Here is a 16,573-nt window from a genome sequence, read left to right as displayed (position 1 = left end):
GTCTACAAGGACAAAAAACGCAATGATGATAAAGCCCCTCACTCGCGCCCTGCACATGGGCCTGCTGTGCCTGTTGGCGTTGAGTGCCGCCGCCTGTCAAAACCAAAAACCGGGCAAGCCCGCCGCGAACCCCCAAAATCAGGCTGTGCAAGCTCCCTCAGAAGAGGCTTTGCGCAAGCAGCGTGAGGCCGAGCAGCTGCAGCAGTGCCAGCAGCAGCTGGGCGCATTGCGCACGATCGACGAGAAACAGTATCAGCGCTATAAACAGGCCTTCGACAGCCTGATGAGCGGTGCTTCGCAGTACGCCAACCTGCGCGCCCGGGTAAACGGCGATACGCAGGAGACGGTGGATGCGCTGTATCGCTACAAGGTCAACTATCTGTGCGCCGGGGTGAATCAGGCGGTGTTGACCGGCTTGGCGGATCGCGGGGAGCAGGTTAAATGAGGCTGCGCCTGCTGGGCTGTGCGGTTCTGCTGTTCACTGGCGCCGCGCAGGCGGACGACGGCGTGCCGGCGCTGCTGCAGTTTGCCGAGCAGTATCAACGGCAGAACACCGGGCCGGCGAGCGAAAACGTGGCGCCCGCCGATCGCGGGGCGGGGCAAAAAAAGCGTGAGCCGGCAAAGCGTCCGTCGGATACCCACCCGCCGGCTTCACCGGCCAAAGCTTTTACGCTGAGCCAGGAATTATTGGCGCGTGACCAACAGCTGGCGCGCCAGCGAATGGAACTGACGGTGTTGCGCCAGGAACTCGCCGCGCTGCGGGCGGAGAAAGCGACGCCATCTGTCGCGACGTTGCCTGATTCATCAACGCTGCAGCAGTGGATCGCCGGGTTGGGCGCCGCCTGGCGCGGCTCACCCGATGCGCAGCGCGCCGAGGCGCTGCTGCGGCAGGCGACCCAGGAAACCGCCAAAACCAAAGCGGCGGCGATGCAGGCTGAACGGCGCGTCACCGAGCTGGAGTCCGCCGCGCAGGCATCGGCGCAGACGCTTGCACAACGCCAGCGCGAGCACCAGGAGGCGCTGCACGCTCTGCACGCCGCGCTGGAGGCGAGCGAGCAGAAGCGGGCCGGTGAGCAGAAAGTGACCCAGCAGGCGCGCGAAGCGCTGTTGGCGCTGCATAAGCGGCTGCAATGGGAGATAACGCCGGAACAGTTGAAGGATGAACGCAAGCGTTTGTCCTATGCGGCGGGCAGTGCGCTGGGGCGGGATATTCAGGGGGTAGTGACGGAGCGTCAAAGTTGGGGCGTACCGGTGGATCGCGACAGCCTGTTGGCGGGTGTCATCGATAGCGTGTCGGGGCGTTTGCAGCTGCCGCCGGATGAACTGAATGTATTGATGGCCCAGGCGGATGCCGCCGCCGTAGCCGCGCGTGAGAAACGCGTTAACGAGCAGCGGCGGCGTGATGAAGATTACCTGGCGCAGTTCAGTCAACAAAAGGGCGTAAAACAATCGGCGATGGGCTTTTGGTATCGGGTGGATTACGCCGGGGAGGGCGCGCTGGCGCCAACGGCGGTGGTCGAGGTGGTCGTCAAAGAGAAGCTGACCGACGGCACGGTGATCCAGGATATGGAACTGAGCGGCAAGGTGCTGTCGCAACCGCTGTCCGAGTATCCGCCGCTGTTCCGGGAAGCGATAGGCCATCTGCACAACCACGGTTCGCTGACGATGGTCGTGCCGCCGGCGCTGGCCTACGGCGAAACCGGCTATCCGCCGAAAGTGCCACCCAACGCCACCATGATTTATGAATTACGCATCGACAACAGTCAGGCTCCGGCAAAGGGGGCCCAGGCGGTTAAACGGGAAGCTGGAACGGCGGGAGGGCAGGGATGAACACCATGATAAAAATCGCGCTATTTGATGAAAACCGCTACTTCAGCGCCGGTTGGCAGGAGGCCCTGGCGCTGCACTTCAGCACTTACGGCAAGCGCACGCTGTTACTGGATGCGCAGCAGGTTCACGAAGCCGATCTGGTGTTCTGTTATTTTCCTCCCGGCGTACAAAGTTGTTTCTGTCACTTTTTTGAGACGCAGGCCGCAGGGCGTAAAACGCTGTATTTCTCGTTGCGAACGCCGGAGGGGCGGCATAAGCGCACCGTCGGCACCCGCTGCGCGCTGGAGGCCGGCGTCATCTACCACGATACGCCGCTGGTATCGGCATTGTATCAGGTGAGCGCCGAGCTGGAGCGGCGCAGCAAATGGCCGAGCAGGCCGGGTTGTGGCAAGAACTGCGTATGCCAGCACCGAGGCCTGACGCTGCGCGAACAGGAGATCATGCGCTGCATGACGCGGGAGATGGGGGTAACGCAAATCGCACGGATGCTGGACATCAGCGTGAAAACCGTCAGCAATCACAAGATGAGCGTTATGCGCAAGATGGGATTCCGGCGTAATGCCGAACTTTACGGCTGGCTGCGGCACAGCGCCCGCCCCGGCGCCGTGGGGGCTCGAGCCGGCATTCAGCCGGGCGTTGCGGCAGGGAAAGAGCGACATTGAAACGGCGCCGGCCAGATCGGACCGGCCGGCGCCTTTAGTGATTCGCCGTGGTGGTCAGTTGCAGGCCACGACTTTGATCGCCAGCCCGCCCTGTGAGGTTTCGCGGTATTTGGCGTTCATGTCTTTGCCGGTTTCGTACATGGTTTCGATCACCTTATCCAGACAAACCCGCGGTTCGCTGGTGCGGCGCATCGCCATGCGCGCGGCGTTGACCGCCTTGACGGCGGAAATGGCGTTGCGTTCGATACAGGGCACCTGAACCTGGCCGGCGAGCGGATCGCAGGTCAGCCCCAAATGGTGCTCCATGGCGATCTCCGCCGCGATGCACACCTGCGCCGGGCTGCCGCCCAGCAGCTCGGTCAACCCGGCCGCCGCCATCGAACAGGCCACGCCGACCTCCCCCTGGCAACCTACTTCGGCACCGGAGATCGAGGCGTTCATCTTGTACAGCGCACCAATCACCCCGGACGCCAGGAAGTAGCGCGTGTAGGAATTGGCGTTCACCGGACGGATGAACTTGTCATAGTAAGCCAGCACCGCAGGGATGATGCCGCAGGCGCCGTTGGTCGGCGCGGTGACCACGCGGCCACCGGCGGCGTTCTCTTCGTTGACCGCCAGCGCGAACATGTTGATCCAATCGACCACGTTCATCGGGTCGATATTGTTCTTGTCGCCGGTCACCAGAATGCGACGCAGCGCGGCGGCGCGGCGCGGCACTTTCATCGGGCCGGGCAGCAGACCTTCTGTGTTGATGCCGCGCTCGATACCGGCGCTCATCACCTGCCAGACGTCGGCGAAGTGCGCGTCGATATCCGCCTTGCTGCGCAGCGCCAGCTCGTTCTGCATCACCAGGCCGGACAACGACAGCCCGGTGTCTTTGCAATGCTGCTGCAGATCGTGCGCCGATTTGAACGGGTAGGGCACCGGCGTGGCGCCCTCGGCGGACTGGCCGAAGTGCTCTTCGTCGACGATGAAACCGCCACCGATCGAGTAATAGGTTTTGCTGTGCAGCAGGCGTTCACCGGCGAAGGCGCGGATGCGCATGCCGTTTTCGTGCAGCGGCAGGTTGTCGCTGTGGAAATTCATGCCGCCGTGCAGCGGGAAATCCACCTCGTGATGGCCGTTGGCCAGCGGCAGGCGGCCGCGCTGTTCGACGTCGCGGATAAAGCCCGGAATGCTGTCGATGTCCACGTCGTGCGGCAGGTTGCCGGCCAGGCCCATGATAATGGCGATATCGGTGTGGTGGCCTTTACCGGTCAACGACAGCGAACCGTACACGTCAACCACCACGCGGGTGGTGTCCTGCAGCTGCTGGTGGGCGATCAGATCGTCGACGAACTGTTTGCCGGCTTTCATCGGGCCAACGGTGTGGGAACTGGATGGGCCGATGCCAATCTTGAAAATATCGAAAACGCTGACCATGGTCTCGCCTCCTTCTTCAGGTTTCAGGCGGTGAATACGGGAAATGGGGGAGTGCGGGAGGGCCGGCGCGCAGCGGCGCCGGCCGGACGTGATTAGCCGAGCAGGCTGAACACGATAGCAGAGATGGCAATCAGACCCATCACAACCACGAACACGTTGCTGATGTGGCCGCTGTACTTGCGCATGGCAGGCACTTTACGGATGGCATACATCGGCATCAGGAACAGCAGCATGGCGATGATTGGGCCACCCAGGGTTTCGATCATGCCCAGGATGCTTGGGTTCAGGGTAGCGACGATCCAGGTAGTCACCAGCATGAAGATAGCGGTCATGCGGTTCAGCTTGGCGGTGCTGACGGTTTTGCCGCGGCTCTTCATCGACTTGGCAACCAGACCGTTGAAGCCTTCACGGGCGCCCAGGTAGTGGCCCAGGAACGATTTGGTGATGGCGACGAAGGCGATAACCGGCGCGATGTACGCGATCATCGGGTTGTTAAAGTGGTTAGCCAGGTAAGACAGAATCGAGATGTTCTGCGCCTTGGCTTCCGCCAGGTTTTCCGGCGTCAGGCTCAGCACGCAGCTGAACACGAAGAACATCACGGTCAGCACCATCATGATGTGTGCATAAGCCAGAATGCGGGAGCATTTCTTCTCGGCGTCTACGCCGTACTCTTCGCGCTTGGCGACGGCGAAGGCGGAGATGATCGGTGAGTGGTTGAAGGAGAACACCATTACCGGGATCGCCAGCCACAGGGTCATGATCAGGCCGTGGCCCATGCCGGTACCGCTGCCGGACAGCGACACGTTTTCGAAGATGGCGCCGGTCCAGTTAGGGATCAGATACACAGCCAGCAGCATCAGCACCGCGACGAACGGGAAGACCAGGATGCTCATGGTTTTCACGATGGCCTGCTCACCGAAGCGCACGATGGTCATCAGGCCGACGATCAGGATCAGCGACAGGATGGCGCGCGGCGGCGACGTCATGCCCAACTGGTGGGTGATGAAGCTGTCGACGGTGTTGGTGATCGCCACGCTGTAAACCAGCAGAATCGGGTAGATGGCGAAGAAGTACAGCAGGGTAATCAGTTTACCGGCGGTGATGCCGAAGTGCTCTTCTACCACGGCGGTGATGTCTTCACCGGGATTTTTGCCGGACAGAACGAAACGGCACAGGCCGCGGTGGGCAAAGAAGGTCATCGGGAAAGCGATGATGGCCATGATGATCAGAGGAATCAAACCGCCGATGCCGGCGTTGATTGGCAAGAACAGGACGCCAGCGCCGATGGCGGTGCCGTACAGGCCCAACATCCACATGGTATCCGTTTTACGCCAGGTACTGCTGGAGCCCGAGGCCGCAGAGGCAATTGTGCCGGTCTGTGTAGTGTCCATAAATATCTCCGAAGTGAACACGAATTTAAAATTAAAAGGCAAAACTTAAGGTTAAACCGTCAAACGTTCTATTCAGGCAACGCTTGCGGTAAGAATCAGGTGTTGCTTGCGGGGATGTTTTGGCGTCCCCCTGGTTGTTTATTGTGTTCATTACCAAGGCACAGCGCCGGGTAATTCACTAAAGACTTTTCACCGTCACGGGCGATAAAAGTCGTTACCGCTGCCGACAGGTCTTTGCCTGTCGATTTTTGTTGGCGGCAAGATAACGATTTACAGTAGAAACAACCGTGATCCTGCTCTCAAATGCGCAATATGTGCAGTTATCCGCTTTTTTATCGATTTTTCGCGCATTTGTTGCACATTTGTGTAAGATTTTGTGCTGAGAACGCTCTCATAAAAATTTCTGCGATTATGCGGTTTGTACAATAATTAGCCGGATAAAGCGCTGTGCTCAGCAGCAAGCCGAGCAATATATTTTATGCGTGGTTTTGGATCTAGCGAAAAACCCGGATTAAGCAGTTTTAGTGACGTAGATCACATTGTGTTTTTAAGTAAAATTCCATTCATTTATTTGTTTTTAAATGTTTTTTATTAAAAATCACCGCTAATAACGAAGGGAAATTACTTACGTGGTTAGCGGATAAAAATGCGTAACCATTCATCATATAAATAACAGATAGCTAACAGGTATTGGCGAGATTTGCTGCAATCGCGTAAACCGCCGTTTATTTAAACATCCCGGCCTTTGGCGAGATTTATCATATAAAAGCCATAAATAGTCGTTAATTCGCGCAGCTGACAGCGTGTTTAGCCTGTGAGAAAATAATCACTCAGGTGACCTGTTGCATTTTATTAACCTGATGTTGCGTGCGGATAAGCGAAAAACGCGAATCGATTGCGCATTATTTGTTCATTTCCGGGCGGGGAAATAAGGGGATTGCAGCGGTGCGCCGCCGGTTTCGACGGCGCAGAAGGCGGATTAATAGCGGGTAGCGATGGCGTTATCGTTGAAGAACGCCATGAAGTCGGCGTCCGGTTGGCGGTCGCTGATCACCCGATCGAACTGCGTCAGGGGGCCGATGCAGGCCGGTTTGGTTTTGCCGAACTTGCTGTGATCCGCCACCAGGATCTTTTGCTGCGCCATCGCCATGGCGCGATGCTTCATCTCCAGCTCGTCGAAGTTGAAGCAGGTGGCGCCGTGCTGCAGGCTGAGGCCGGCGGCGGAGATAAAGGCGATGTTCGGGCAGATGTGATCGAGCTCGTTGCGGCCACCGACGCTGGAAAAGATGTAGTTGTTCGGCTTGAACTCACCGCCGCACAGGACCACTTTGCAGTTCGGTTTGTCCTGCAGCGCCAGGAAGGTGTTCAGCGAATGACAGACGGCGGTGAAGGCCAGCTCGTCGGCAATGGCGTCAATGATCGCCGGGGTAGTGGTGCCGCAGTCGAAAAACACCGTGTCGTTTTCGTTGATCAACGGCGCCGCCAGCAGGCCGATGCGCCGTTTCTCCGTCACCTGCTTGGCTTTTTGATCGGAAACAAAGTAGTTGGTCACGCCGTTGCTGCGCGGATCGGTCACCACGTAACCGCCGAGCAGCACCACCGTCGCCGGTTCGGCGCTCAGATCGCGGCGAATGGTCATCTCCGAGACCCCCAGCAGCGCGGCGGCTTCTTTCAGGTGGATCTTGTCAGCGCGTTTTAACGCCTGAACTAGCCGGTTGATACGTTCTTCGCGCCGCGTTTCCATAGGTCCGTCTTCCCACAGGTGATAGAGGTAAAGGGCGTGCCGGCATTTCCGGCTAAACACAACGATGCGGGGCAATATCGGGCCGCCTTGGCCGCCCGTATTGTCCCGCATCGTTGTGTATTGGCTATGCCCGTCAGGGCATGCCGACGATCAGTAGCTGCCCGCCGCCGACTGGGCGCCGGAAACGATGGCGACGCCGGAGCTGGTGCCGATACGCGTGGCGCCGGCTTTGATCATCTTCTCGGCGGTGGCGCGATCGCGCACGGCGCCAGAAGCTTTCACGCCCATTTCGCTGCCCACGGTCTCGCGCATCAGTTTGACGTGCTCTTCCCGAGCGCCGCCGGTGCTGAAGCCGGTGGAAGTTTTCACGAAGGCCACATCGAGTTCGCGACACATTTCACAAACCTGGACGATCTGCGCATCGCTGAGCAGGCAGGTTTCCAATATTACCTTCAACGGGATCGCCGCGCAAACCTCGCGCACGGCGGCGATGTCGGCTTTCACTTCGTCCAGCAGGCCGCTTTTCAACCAGCCGACGTTGATCACCATATCGATCTCTTGCGCGCCGGCGGCGATCGCCGCTTTGGCTTCAAAGGCTTTGGCGACGGTAAGACCGGCACCCAGCGGGAAACCGATCACCGAGCAGACTTTCACGGTGCTTTCCTGCAGCAGTTGGGCCGCCAGCGGCACGTAGCCGGAGTTGACGCATACGGCATAGAAGTTGTGCTGCTGCGCTTCTTCACACAGTTTGGCGATCTGCATTTCGGTGGCGTCCATCGCCAGCAGGGTGTGGTCAACGTAGCTGGCGTAATCGATGTTTTCGATGGTCATCGCGGTTCCTTAGTGAGGTTAAGACAGTAAACGGGGTGAGTAATGTGAAAATAATAACATTGCGATACCGATAAACCTAGTGGTGTTTAAAAAATGTCGATCAGATCGTCGATATGATGCCGTTATGCATATACATTAAGGATGGTTGTTTTGTTATTTAAATAACATTTTAGGGCTCGCGGCCTGCGCGAGCGAAACGTCGAGGGAAAAAAGATGAAGATCAACATCGATCTGGCTCCTGAAGCTTTCGGGGCGCAGCGGCAGGAACTGTTCCGCAACGCGGATTTCGCGGTGAGTGCGCATCGCTGCGCAAAACGCGGGCCGATGCTGACGCTGGCGAACAGCCGTGGCGCGCTGACGGTTTTACCGTACCAGGGCCTCGCGATCTGGGATGCCGAGTTTGACGGTTACTCACTGAAGTCGGGCCGCCGCAGCGTGCGGGGCGCAGGAAAAAAGCGCGCTGACGATGCCGCGTTCTATCCCGCCTGGTCGGGTCAGGACCCGGCGCCGCCACAGATGCAGCGCGTGTGGCTGCAGCTGGTAGGCGATGAGTTGGCGTTGCACGGTGAGGGCGAGCGGTTGGGTGGCCATTGGCACATCGGCCCGGCGCTGCGTCTGGCGGCGCAGAGCGCGCAGTTCGCCATAGAGATGAAGGTCACCAACCTGGACGAGCGGCCGCAGCCGCTGCGCTATGTTTGCTGTCTCAACTACGATTGCATTCCCGACGCGGTATTCCGCCAGAATCTGCCGACACCGGCTTTGATAGGGGATGCGATCGGGCAGGAGCTGCTGTGCTCTGACGATCTGACGCGTTACGTGGATCAGGCCGAGTTTTTTATGCTGGCGCCGCAAGGCCGGCGCTATGTGACGCGCTTCGCCACCGGGCAATTCAACTATGGTCTCCGGCGCATCGCCGTTCAGGGCAACCGGCGGCTGCTGGCTTTTATCCAGCCGGCGAACTGTCGGCCGAACGCGCCGGAAGGGGAGGCGGGAGTGATGCTGGGAGCGGGAAAAACGCGGGCGTTTTGTGTGACCACCGGCGTGGTGTGAAATCACGGGGCGGTAACGCCCCGGTCATGTTGTGCGGTTACTCTTTCACCCAGCCGCGACGGATGGCGAAGGCGAACAGGAAGCGATACAGGCGCGACAGCTTGTCAGCGAGGATATCGCCGAACAGATTCCACACCAGCTGAGCGAACAGGCAGCCGACCAGGCCGAGCAGGAAACCGCCGACCATATCCAGCGGCCAGTGCACGCCGAGGTAAACGCGTGACCAGGCGATGCCGACGGCGACAATCATCAGCAGCGCACCGGACCAGACTCGGTGCCAGAACAGGAACGCCAGCGCAAAGGTAAAGATGGCGGTGCCGTGATCGCTGGGGAACGAACTGTCCGGCGCGTGCGCCAGGAAGGTATAACCCACGCCGGCGACGAACGGGCGCTCATGCGGCAGCAGCGCGCCGATAGTGGAGGCGGCAAGCATGGCGAACAGCAGCGCGATCGTGGTTTTCGCCACCACTTCGCGCTGTGAAACCAGCTGGCTTCGCGGCCCCCACAGCCACAGGCCGACGATCAGCAGCGGCACGATAATGATAAGATCGCGTGCCAAAAAGGTGGCGAAATCGATCATCCACTCGGGAGACGCCGGGGTCGCATTGATCCAGGCGAAAAGAACATGGTTTAACTGCTCCATAACCGTTACCTCATCTTGCGGCACCAATAGCCGCTAACCATCCAATAAATAGCCAACTGGCTTAACCAAACCCACCAACCTGCCCACAGGTTATGGGTAAGAAAATGTGCGCCGCGCATGATCTGACCAAAGCCCATCAACATGCCGAGCACAATACCGCCGCACCAGCACCACCAGGCCAGGCGCGGGCGCTGCGGATAAAACAGGAAAAACAACGCCATGATCGCGAAACCGCTCGAGGCGTGCCCGCCGGGGAAACAGCGACCGGGGCCCGGCAGTGCCGGCACCGCGCCGAACAGCGGGAAGGACATCGCCTTGCCGCCGTACTCGATCAGATCCCACGGACAGGAGTGCGCGCTGGTGGCTTTGAGAATGCCCACCACCAGCGGGCCGATGCCGAGAAGCAACATGCTGACAATCAGGCGTGCGCTGCGGCGATAGATGCCCCAAAACAGCGCCAGCACCGCCCCGACGATCACTATTTGCTTCAGCAGGCGGTGGTTGATCAGGTCTAGCCAATAATTGTTTTGCCACGGGAAATGCCCGCTGGCGGCATCGTACCAATAATTACTGATCGCCCAGTCCAGCTGTTCGTTGCGGGAGAGCCACAGGAACACCAAACCGCTGATCAGCAGGCCAAAAACTTGCCAACGGTAAAAGGATGTCGGCAGGGAGTAAAGGGCGGTTGTCTTAATTTGCGGTGCCGTTGAGGATTGATTTAATGATGATTCTGGATTCACGCGCAGGCTCGGTGACAGGATTGAATAGCGCCACTGTAATAATTCTGTCTTAAGAAAACCTTAGTCCGCCGGTAAGAAAACCCTATCCGAGGCCACCGCCTTCGGCTAAGGTAATCGTTTGCTTTTTTTCGGGATGAGAGGGTGGTGATGAAGAATAAAGCGCGTGTCTTACTGTTGGCGGCCGCCGGTGCGGCCTTTTCCCCGCTGAGCTTTGGCCAACCTACGGCCGTCGGGCCGATCGTGGTGCAGGGCGCCATGCCGGTAGAGGCGGAACGTTTCGCCCAGCGGTTGGAGAACCCGCGCGAGGAGCAGATTGGCGGCTGGCGCTTTTGGCACGGCACCGTAGACGGCTACCCGGTGGTGGTGTCGGAGACGCTGAAGGGCATGTCCAACGCCGCGGCGGCCACGGCGATCGCCGCCACGCAGTTTCACCCGGTGGCGATCATCAACCAGGGTACCGCCGGCGGCCATGATCCGGCGCTGAAAGTATATGACATCGTGCTGGGCAAATATTCGGTCAATCTCGGCGCGTTCAAAACGCCGGCCAAGGCGTTGGGGGAAGGTAGCGACTCGCGGCAGTGGCAGCCGATGGATCTGTTGGCTTCCAAGGGCAGCGCCGGCGAGGACAAAAAGGCTCACAGCCTGCGCCAGTTTCCCGCCGACCCCAACCTGCTGGCGATTGCGCAAGGCGTTAAGAGCGATTACCGACAGGGTAAGGTCGTGGAAGGGGTGATCGGCTCGGCCGACGTGTGGAACAGCGAGCTGGACCGTATTCGTTATTTCCACGACCGCTATCAGACGTCGGTCGAAGAGATGGAGACCGCCTCCGCCGCGCAGATCGCCGCCGAATTCAAGGTGCCGTTTGTCGGCATTCGCGTGTTGTCCAACAACATCACCAACCAGGGCAAGTACGATCCGCAAACCGGGCTGGCATGCCAGGATTATGTCTATCAGGTGGTGAAGGCCTATATCGCCAACCTGAAGAAACACTGAGTCATTGCTCCGGTTAATTGACGATATTAGGCGATTGTCACTATTGATAGCCTATTGTAAAGAAGATTAAACCTGTGGCGAGCTTGGCGGTAGTGTATTAGTTTATAGGCGGATTATTTGACAACGTGTAGGGATAAAACATGAACAAGGCATCCGTTGTATTTTCCGGCCTGCTGATGGCCGTTTCCGCCGGCGCCATGGCGGCTACCTCTGGCGATGATGCGGATATCAGCAAACAGCCGCTGGAAAAGGTCGCGCCTTACCCGAAAGCCGAGAAGGGCATGAATCGCCAGGTGATCTACCTGCCGAAGCAAGAGCATGAAGAGAACTACAAGGTGGAACTGCTGATCGGCAAGGTGCTGGAAGTGGACTGCAACCGCCACATGATCGGCGGTACGCTGGAGACTAAAACCCTCTCCGGTTGGGGCTATGATTACCTGGTGCTGGAGAAGCTGTCCGAACCGGCCTCGACCATGATGGCTTGCCCGGACAACACCAAGACCAAGCAATTCATCGCCGCTAATCTGGGCGACGCCGCGATGCAGCGCTACAACAGCCGCCTGCCGATCGTGGTGTATGCGCCGAAAGACGCGGAAGTTAAATACCGCATCTGGAAAGCCGAAGATACCGTAAGCCAGGCCGAGCAGAAGTAATCGCCGCCTGATGCCACTCCGCTTGCCCTGCGCGGCAGGCGGAGACTTTTCCCCGTTACACTTTCCCTTCGCTCGCCAACACCGCCCGTTCGGTTTCTTCGCCCATGGCGACCAGCCAAGCCAATACCGTTGAGAATATTGCATCGTCCTGGCCGTCGGCCTGGGTCATCAGCACGTAATCCGTCCCGTCAGCAGCAAAGCCATATGGCGCCACCAGTGCGCCGTTGACGATATCATCCGCCACCAGCGCCAATGGGCCGATGCCGATACCGGCACCGGCGACCGCCGCCTGCAGGCTGAGATAGAAATGTTCGAAACGCAGCTCATTGCCCGGCCGGATCTCGATGCCGCTGTGGGCGCACCAGTCGCGCCAGGCGTGCGGGCGCGTCTCGGTGTGGAGCAGGGTGCCGCGCAGTTCACGCCCCGTCGCGGCATGCTCCCGGCGGCAAACCGGGCCGACCCGTTCTTTGAGGAACGGGCGGGCGACCACGTCATCGGCGATCGGGAAATCGTTGCGGCGAATCGCCAGATCGATGCCCTCGCGCGAGAAGGCGACGGCGCCGCCGGCGGAGACCAACTGCAGATCGCGCTCTTTCCCTACCGCCTGCTGTAAACCGGCCAGACGCGGGATCAGCCAGCGGATCAGAAAGGTCGGCTCGCAGGAGATCACCAACGGGCGATTCTGATGATGCCGACAGGCGCGGTCGATCGCCGACTGCAGGTTGTCCAGCCCCCGGCCGATCTCGCTCGCCAGCTCTTGCGCCTGCGGCGTCGGATGCACCATGCGGCTGGTGCGTTGAAACAGCGCGAATCCCAGGGTCTGCTCGAATTCGCGCACCGCGCGGCTGACGGCGCCGTCGGTGACGTTGAGAGATTTGGCGGCTTTCGACACGCTGCCGTACCGCACCGTAGCTTCGAAAGCCCGTAATACCGCCAGGTTAGGCAACCTTCGTTGACGCACTACGCCCCCTTTTGATTGAGTTTTTATCAATCATCGATACTACGCAAATCGTTTTTTATTGCCAGCCAAATCCGCCAAAGTGTGCATCACTTTCCACTTACGGGTAACTGCGATGATTGCCATTCTCGCCGATGATCTTACCAGCGCGCTCGACGGCGCGGCCCCGTTCGCCGCACGCGGACTGAACGCCTGCGTCATGCTGCGCCTGCCCGATGCCGCGTTGCAGGGCGCTGAGATCGTCGCCTTCGATTTAGATTCCCGCTTCGTTTCGCCGGAGCAGGCGGAGCGGCGTTTTCGCCATGCCGCCGCCTGCGTGAAACCAGCGCGCCTCATCTACAAAACGGTGGATTCCACGCTGCGCGGCAATCTGGGGCCGGAAACGCGCGGGGCGCTGACGGGCAGCGGGCGCCGTCTTGCCATCGTCGCGCCGGCCTTCCCGGATGCCGGCCGCACCACGCTGGGCGGCCGGCAATACGTCGACGGCGTCGCGCTGGAGCAGACCGCCTTTGCGCGCGATCCGAAGAACCCGATCGTCACCGGCTACGTCATGGAGCGCATGGCGGGGCTGGAACCGACGCGCTTTCAGGTATTCGACGCCGCAGACAACGGCGAGTTGGATGAGGTCGTGAGGCGGATCGGCATTGCCGAACCGGTGGTGTGGGTGGGATCGCCGGGCCTGGCGGCGGCGCTGTCGCGTGCGTTGTCCTCGGAGGAGAACGCGCCGCCCGCTCAACCGCCGCTGAGAGCCCGCAAGGTGCTGGTGGCGATTGGCAGCCTGCATCCGGCGAATGCCGCCCAGCTGGCAAGCCTGCGGCAGGTGGGCGCCGTGCTGGTCACGCTGCCTGACGCGGCCGATCCCGAGGCGGTAGCGCAAGAGGTGCGCGCGGCGTTTGCGCGTGCCGATGTGGTTTGCCTGATATCGCCCCGGGCGCGAGCGGACGTGGCGGATCATGCCGCTGCGCTGGGCGCGGTCGTCAGCCGTTGCACGCCAGCCTTCGACGGGCTGGTGGCGACCGGCGGGGATACCGCGCGGCGTATCGTCGACGCCATGGCGGCCGGCTCATTGACGCTGTTCGGTGAGGTGGAACCCGGCGTGCCTTTCGGGTTGTTAAATCTGCCGGGCCGCAGGCTGCCGTTCGCCACCAAGGCGGGCGGTTTTGGCCGGGCCGATACGTTGTTGAACTGCGTAACCCGGTTGCGCGCTGACCGAGAAGGAGAAGAACGATGACCCTTTCCACCTTGCCACTGGCGATAACGATGGGCGATCCCGCCGGCATCGGGCCGGAGATCATCGCCAAACTGGCGGCCACAGAGCGGTTGAGCACGCCTTATGTGGTGATTGGCGATGCCGGTGCCCTGACGCGCGCGGCGGCCCGTTTGGGGCTGACGCTGCCTATCCGCGAACTGCCCGCCTCGCTGGCGGGATGGGACGAAGCCTGGACGCGAGGAGAAACCGCCGTCTATTCCGCCGGCGTTGCGTTGCCGGCGGACTTGCCCCTCGGCAGGCTCGATAAGCGCGCGGGCGCGGCGTCTTATGCCTGGGTGGTTGCCGCCATCGATCTGGCGCTGGCGGGGCGCATCGCCGGTATCGTCACCGCGCCGCTGAACAAGGAGGCGATGCGCCTGGCGGGGATCGATTATCCGGGGCACACCGAGATCCTGGCGGCGCGCTCGGGCACCCAGGACTTCGCCATGATGCTGGCCAACGACGAGTTGCGGGTGATCCTGGTTTCCATTCACGTTTCGCTGCGGGACGCCATCGACGCGGCGACCGTGGAAAACGAGCTGCGCGCGTTTCATCTGGCGCAAACGGCCTGTCGGGCGTTAGGCATAGCGAAACCGCGCATTGCGGTGGCCGGCCTGAATCCGCACGCCGGGGAGAATGGCCTGTTCGGCCGCGAAGATCTTGACGTCATCGTGCCCGCCATCGCCCTGGCGCGGGAACAGGGGTTGGACGTCAGCGGCCCCTGGCCCGGCGATACCGTGTTCATGCGCGCCCGGCGCGGGGAGTTCGACATTGTGGTCGCCCAATATCACGACCAGGGCCTGATCCCGGTGAAATATCTCGGGGTGGATCACGGCGTTAACGTCACCGTCGGCCTGCCGTTTATCCGCACCTCGGTCGACCACGGTACGGCGTTCGATATCGCGGGCAGCGGACGGGCGGAACATGCCAGCCTGCTGTACGCCTTCCGGCAGGCGGAAAAAATGCTGCGCGCCCAATAACTCACATCACCTGAAGACAATAAGGAAACACCTTGCACACACCCGAGTTTATTTTCATGCTGACGCGCAACGACAGCACGGTGCCCGATGCGCAAGCGCGGCTACCAGAGGTGCTGGCTGCCGGCGTGAAGCATATCGGCTTTAAGGATATCGGCCTGCCGCTGGATCAGCTCAAACAGTTGGCGCAGGCGATCCACGCCGGTGGCGCCACCGCTTATCTGGAAGTGGTTAGCCTGGATGAGGAAAGCGAGATGAATTCGGCGCGCGCGGCGCTGGCGTTGGGCGTTGATGTATTGATGGGGGGGACGCGGCCGGAAAGCGTGCTGCCGATCATTCGTCAGTCTGGCCTGCGCTACTATCCGTTTGCCGGCCGCATCAGCGGCCATCCCAGCGTGCTGGAAGGTGACATCGAAGACATTGTCGCCAGCGCCCGCCAGCGCGCCGCTTTACCGGGCGTGACAGGGCTGGATCTGCTGGCCTACCGCTTTGCCGGCGACGTGCCGACGTTGATTCGGCGGGTGTGCGATGCGGTCGACAAACCGGTTTATATCGCCGGGTCTATCGACCGCGAAGATCGCATCGCCGCCGTGGTGACGGGCAATGCGGTTGGCTTCACCGTCGGTACCGCGGCGCTGGACGGCGTGTTTCCCGCCGACAAGCCGGGGCTGACGGCGCAAGTCAACGCCGTGAAATGCCTGATTGGCAATGTGATCCGCAAACTGTAACGCGTCTCCATTCGGTTCTTTCCACGGCGATGGGGCGGTTATCTCATTCGTTGAATCATTAATTTGTATGGCTTCTCTTTTTAATGCTCTAGCGAGCAGGCACGCCCTTGGGCGCTCGCCGACGTTTACCCGGCAAAACAGCGTAATTGCCGCCAGGTTCAATATATATAGAGGGAGTGAAAAATGAGTAAAGGGTTAGGGAGTGCCGTTGTGGCGGTGAGCCTGTTGTTAACCGGCTGCGATACCTTCAGCCTGTTGCGCGATCAAAAGATCGCCGAGGCCTTTTACGTCGGCGCCGACAAGCGCTCGGTCAGCCGGGATTTTGGCGCGCCGATCGCCACCCGGCCGACGCTGAACGGCCAGGGCGTGTGCCACGACTATAACCACCGCTTGCCGAACGGCACCATGACGCCGTTCTACGTCGGCTTCAGAAACAGCGACGGCAAAGTGGTGGCCTTTGGCCCCACCACCTGCGGGGAGGCGCAGGCCAACGGCAATCTGAACAGTGATGAACCTATTAAACAGCGGTTCTAAACGGGCGTTGCTGCGCTGGCCTGGGGCCGGCGCAGCAAAAGCAGCCCAGCAACGTCGGGTGTGCCATTTTTCTTTTTCTCTATATCCCTTCTGATTTTCCGCCAGACTTTTATCTGAGATTTATTTTCCTATGGCGTTTGCCAGACGCCGCTGCCGAAAAACGCCATG

17 protein-coding genes are annotated in these 16,573 nt (G+C 60.3%); 10 read left to right on the top strand and 7 right to left on the bottom strand.

The window, feature by feature from the left end; translation table 11 throughout:
• Nucleotides 1-22 precede the first annotated feature (22 nt).
• The 3 genes from ACYF6X_RS12315 to ACYF6X_RS12305 are packed head-to-tail and all read left to right on the top strand — an operon-like array spanning nt 23 to nt 2,492.
• Nucleotides 23-445, top strand: a complete 423-nt coding sequence (locus tag ACYF6X_RS12315; RefSeq protein ID WP_063989369.1) for a hypothetical protein — start codon at nt 23-25, stop codon at nt 443-445.
• Entirely contained in the window at nt 442-1,830 is a 1,389-nt protein-coding gene (locus ACYF6X_RS12310) for an FKBP-type peptidyl-prolyl cis-trans isomerase N-terminal domain-containing protein (protein ID WP_130017502.1), read from the top strand. The genes ACYF6X_RS12315 and ACYF6X_RS12310 overlap by 4 nt, the downstream gene beginning before the upstream one ends.
• Nucleotides 1,827-2,492: a helix-turn-helix domain-containing protein gene (locus tag ACYF6X_RS12305; RefSeq protein ID WP_063989371.1), complete on the top strand. Its 666-nt coding sequence runs from the start codon at nt 1,827-1,829 to the stop codon at nt 2,490-2,492. The genes ACYF6X_RS12310 and ACYF6X_RS12305 overlap by 4 nt, the downstream gene beginning before the upstream one ends.
• Before the next feature lie 54 nt (nt 2,493-2,546).
• Here the strand turns inward: ACYF6X_RS12305 and ACYF6X_RS12300 are convergent, their stop codons facing one another.
• From ACYF6X_RS12300 to deoC, 4 genes are all read right to left on the bottom strand, one after another.
• Complete coding sequence (locus ACYF6X_RS12300; protein WP_025302221.1) at nt 2,547-3,914, bottom strand: L-serine ammonia-lyase; 1,368 nt, start codon at nt 3,912-3,914, stop codon at nt 2,547-2,549.
• A gap of 92 nt (nt 3,915-4,006) precedes the next feature.
• On the bottom strand, nt 4,007-5,305 hold the full coding sequence (locus ACYF6X_RS12295; protein WP_063989372.1) for an HAAAP family serine/threonine permease: 1,299 nt from the start codon (nt 5,303-5,305) through the stop codon (nt 4,007-4,009).
• 979 nt (nt 5,306-6,284) lie between these two features.
• Nucleotides 6,285-7,049 (bottom strand): DNA-binding transcriptional repressor DeoR, encoded by a 765-nt coding sequence (gene deoR, locus ACYF6X_RS12290; protein WP_063989373.1) that lies wholly within the window; start codon nt 7,047-7,049, stop codon nt 6,285-6,287.
• 150 nt (nt 7,050-7,199) lie between these two features.
• Nucleotides 7,200-7,880: a deoxyribose-phosphate aldolase gene (gene deoC / locus ACYF6X_RS12285; RefSeq protein WP_406880028.1), complete on the bottom strand. Its 681-nt coding sequence runs from the start codon at nt 7,878-7,880 to the stop codon at nt 7,200-7,202.
• A 213-nt stretch (nt 7,881-8,093) separates the two neighbouring features.
• Here deoC and ACYF6X_RS12280 point away from each other — a divergent pair, with 213 nt between their 5' ends.
• Entirely contained in the window at nt 8,094-8,930 is an 837-nt protein-coding gene (locus ACYF6X_RS12280) for an aldose epimerase family protein (protein WP_130017503.1), read from the top strand.
• Between the two features lie 37 nt (nt 8,931-8,967).
• Here the strand turns inward: ACYF6X_RS12280 and ybjG are convergent, their stop codons facing one another.
• Together ybjG and ACYF6X_RS12270 are read right to left on the bottom strand one after the other, a co-directional pair.
• The gene (ybjG, locus tag ACYF6X_RS12275) at nt 8,968-9,573 is read right to left on the bottom strand and encodes an undecaprenyl-diphosphate phosphatase (RefSeq protein ID WP_063989376.1); all 606 of its coding nucleotides are present in this window, start codon (nt 9,571-9,573) and stop codon (nt 8,968-8,970) included.
• Between the two features lie 5 nt (nt 9,574-9,578).
• Complete coding sequence (locus ACYF6X_RS12270; protein ID WP_063989377.1) at nt 9,579-10,313, bottom strand: phosphatase PAP2 family protein; 735 nt, start codon at nt 10,311-10,313, stop codon at nt 9,579-9,581.
• Between the two features lie 147 nt (nt 10,314-10,460).
• On the opposite strand from ACYF6X_RS12270, the gene ACYF6X_RS12265 reads away from it, so the two are divergent.
• Together ACYF6X_RS12265 and eco are read left to right on the top strand one after the other, a co-directional pair.
• The gene (locus ACYF6X_RS12265) at nt 10,461-11,306 is read left to right on the top strand and encodes a 5'-methylthioadenosine/S-adenosylhomocysteine nucleosidase (RefSeq protein ID WP_130017515.1); all 846 of its coding nucleotides are present in this window, start codon (nt 10,461-10,463) and stop codon (nt 11,304-11,306) included.
• Between the two features lie 140 nt (nt 11,307-11,446).
• Nucleotides 11,447-11,959 (top strand): serine protease inhibitor ecotin, encoded by a 513-nt coding sequence (gene eco / locus ACYF6X_RS12260; RefSeq protein WP_038881146.1) that lies wholly within the window; start codon nt 11,447-11,449, stop codon nt 11,957-11,959.
• A 55-nt stretch (nt 11,960-12,014) separates the two neighbouring features.
• Here eco and ACYF6X_RS12255 read toward each other — a convergent pair whose 3' ends face one another.
• Complete coding sequence (locus tag ACYF6X_RS12255; protein ID WP_207221077.1) at nt 12,015-12,920, bottom strand: LysR family transcriptional regulator; 906 nt, start codon at nt 12,918-12,920, stop codon at nt 12,015-12,017.
• A 58-nt stretch (nt 12,921-12,978) separates the two neighbouring features.
• On the opposite strand from ACYF6X_RS12255, the gene ACYF6X_RS12250 reads away from it, so the two are divergent.
• The 4 genes from ACYF6X_RS12250 (at nt 12,979) to ACYF6X_RS12235 (ending at nt 16,405) form a co-directional block, all read left to right on the top strand.
• Nucleotides 12,979-14,148, top strand: a complete 1,170-nt coding sequence (locus ACYF6X_RS12250) for a four-carbon acid sugar kinase family protein (RefSeq protein ID WP_130017504.1) — start codon at nt 12,979-12,981, stop codon at nt 14,146-14,148.
• The gene (gene pdxA / locus ACYF6X_RS12245) at nt 14,145-15,146 is read left to right on the top strand and encodes a 4-hydroxythreonine-4-phosphate dehydrogenase PdxA (RefSeq protein WP_149558746.1); all 1,002 of its coding nucleotides are present in this window, start codon (nt 14,145-14,147) and stop codon (nt 15,144-15,146) included. Before ACYF6X_RS12250 ends, pdxA begins: the two co-directional genes overlap by 4 nt.
• A 32-nt stretch (nt 15,147-15,178) precedes the next feature.
• Nucleotides 15,179-15,871 (top strand): beta/alpha barrel domain-containing protein, encoded by a 693-nt coding sequence (locus ACYF6X_RS12240; RefSeq protein WP_063989382.1) that lies wholly within the window; start codon nt 15,179-15,181, stop codon nt 15,869-15,871.
• A 183-nt stretch (nt 15,872-16,054) separates the two neighbouring features.
• A complete protein-coding gene (locus tag ACYF6X_RS12235) occupies nt 16,055-16,405 on the top strand; it encodes a hypothetical protein (RefSeq protein ID WP_130017506.1) in 351 nt (116 codons plus the stop codon).
• Nucleotides 16,406-16,573 lie beyond the last annotated feature (168 nt).

Source organism: Serratia sp. ID 25-353, assembly GCF_054792795.1.
Note: the sequence above shows the minus strand (reverse complement) of the source record. Positions and strands in the feature narration are given on the sequence as shown.

Bases quoted from the DNA above. Each gene is read 5' to 3' on its own strand.
- ACYF6X_RS12315 (WP_063989369.1), top strand. From the start codon at position 23: ATGATGATAAAGCCCCTCACTCGCGCCCTGCACATGGGCCTGCTGTGC.
- ACYF6X_RS12310 (WP_130017502.1), top strand. From the start codon at position 442: ATGAGGCTGCGCCTGCTGGGCTGTGCGGTTCTGCTGTTCACTGGCGCC.
- ACYF6X_RS12305 (WP_063989371.1), top strand. From the start codon at position 1,827: ATGAACACCATGATAAAAATCGCGCTATTTGATGAAAACCGCTACTTC.
- ACYF6X_RS12300 (WP_025302221.1), bottom strand. From the start codon at position 3,914: ATGGTCAGCGTTTTCGATATTTTCAAGATTGGCATCGGCCCATCCAGT.
- ACYF6X_RS12295 (WP_063989372.1), bottom strand. From the start codon at position 5,305: ATGGACACTACACAGACCGGCACAATTGCCTCTGCGGCCTCGGGCTCC.
- deoR (WP_063989373.1), bottom strand. From the start codon at position 7,049: ATGGAAACGCGGCGCGAAGAACGTATCAACCGGCTAGTTCAGGCGTTA.
- deoC (WP_406880028.1), bottom strand. From the start codon at position 7,880: ATGACCATCGAAAACATCGATTACGCCAGCTACGTTGACCACACCCTG.
- ACYF6X_RS12280 (WP_130017503.1), top strand. From the start codon at position 8,094: ATGAAGATCAACATCGATCTGGCTCCTGAAGCTTTCGGGGCGCAGCGG.
- ybjG (WP_063989376.1), bottom strand. From the start codon at position 9,573: ATGGAGCAGTTAAACCATGTTCTTTTCGCCTGGATCAATGCGACCCCG.
- ACYF6X_RS12265 (WP_130017515.1), top strand. From the start codon at position 10,461: ATGAAGAATAAAGCGCGTGTCTTACTGTTGGCGGCCGCCGGTGCGGCC.
- eco (WP_038881146.1), top strand. From the start codon at position 11,447: ATGAACAAGGCATCCGTTGTATTTTCCGGCCTGCTGATGGCCGTTTCC.
- pdxA (WP_149558746.1), top strand. From the start codon at position 14,145: ATGACCCTTTCCACCTTGCCACTGGCGATAACGATGGGCGATCCCGCC.
- ACYF6X_RS12235 (WP_130017506.1), top strand. From the start codon at position 16,055: ATGAGTAAAGGGTTAGGGAGTGCCGTTGTGGCGGTGAGCCTGTTGTTA.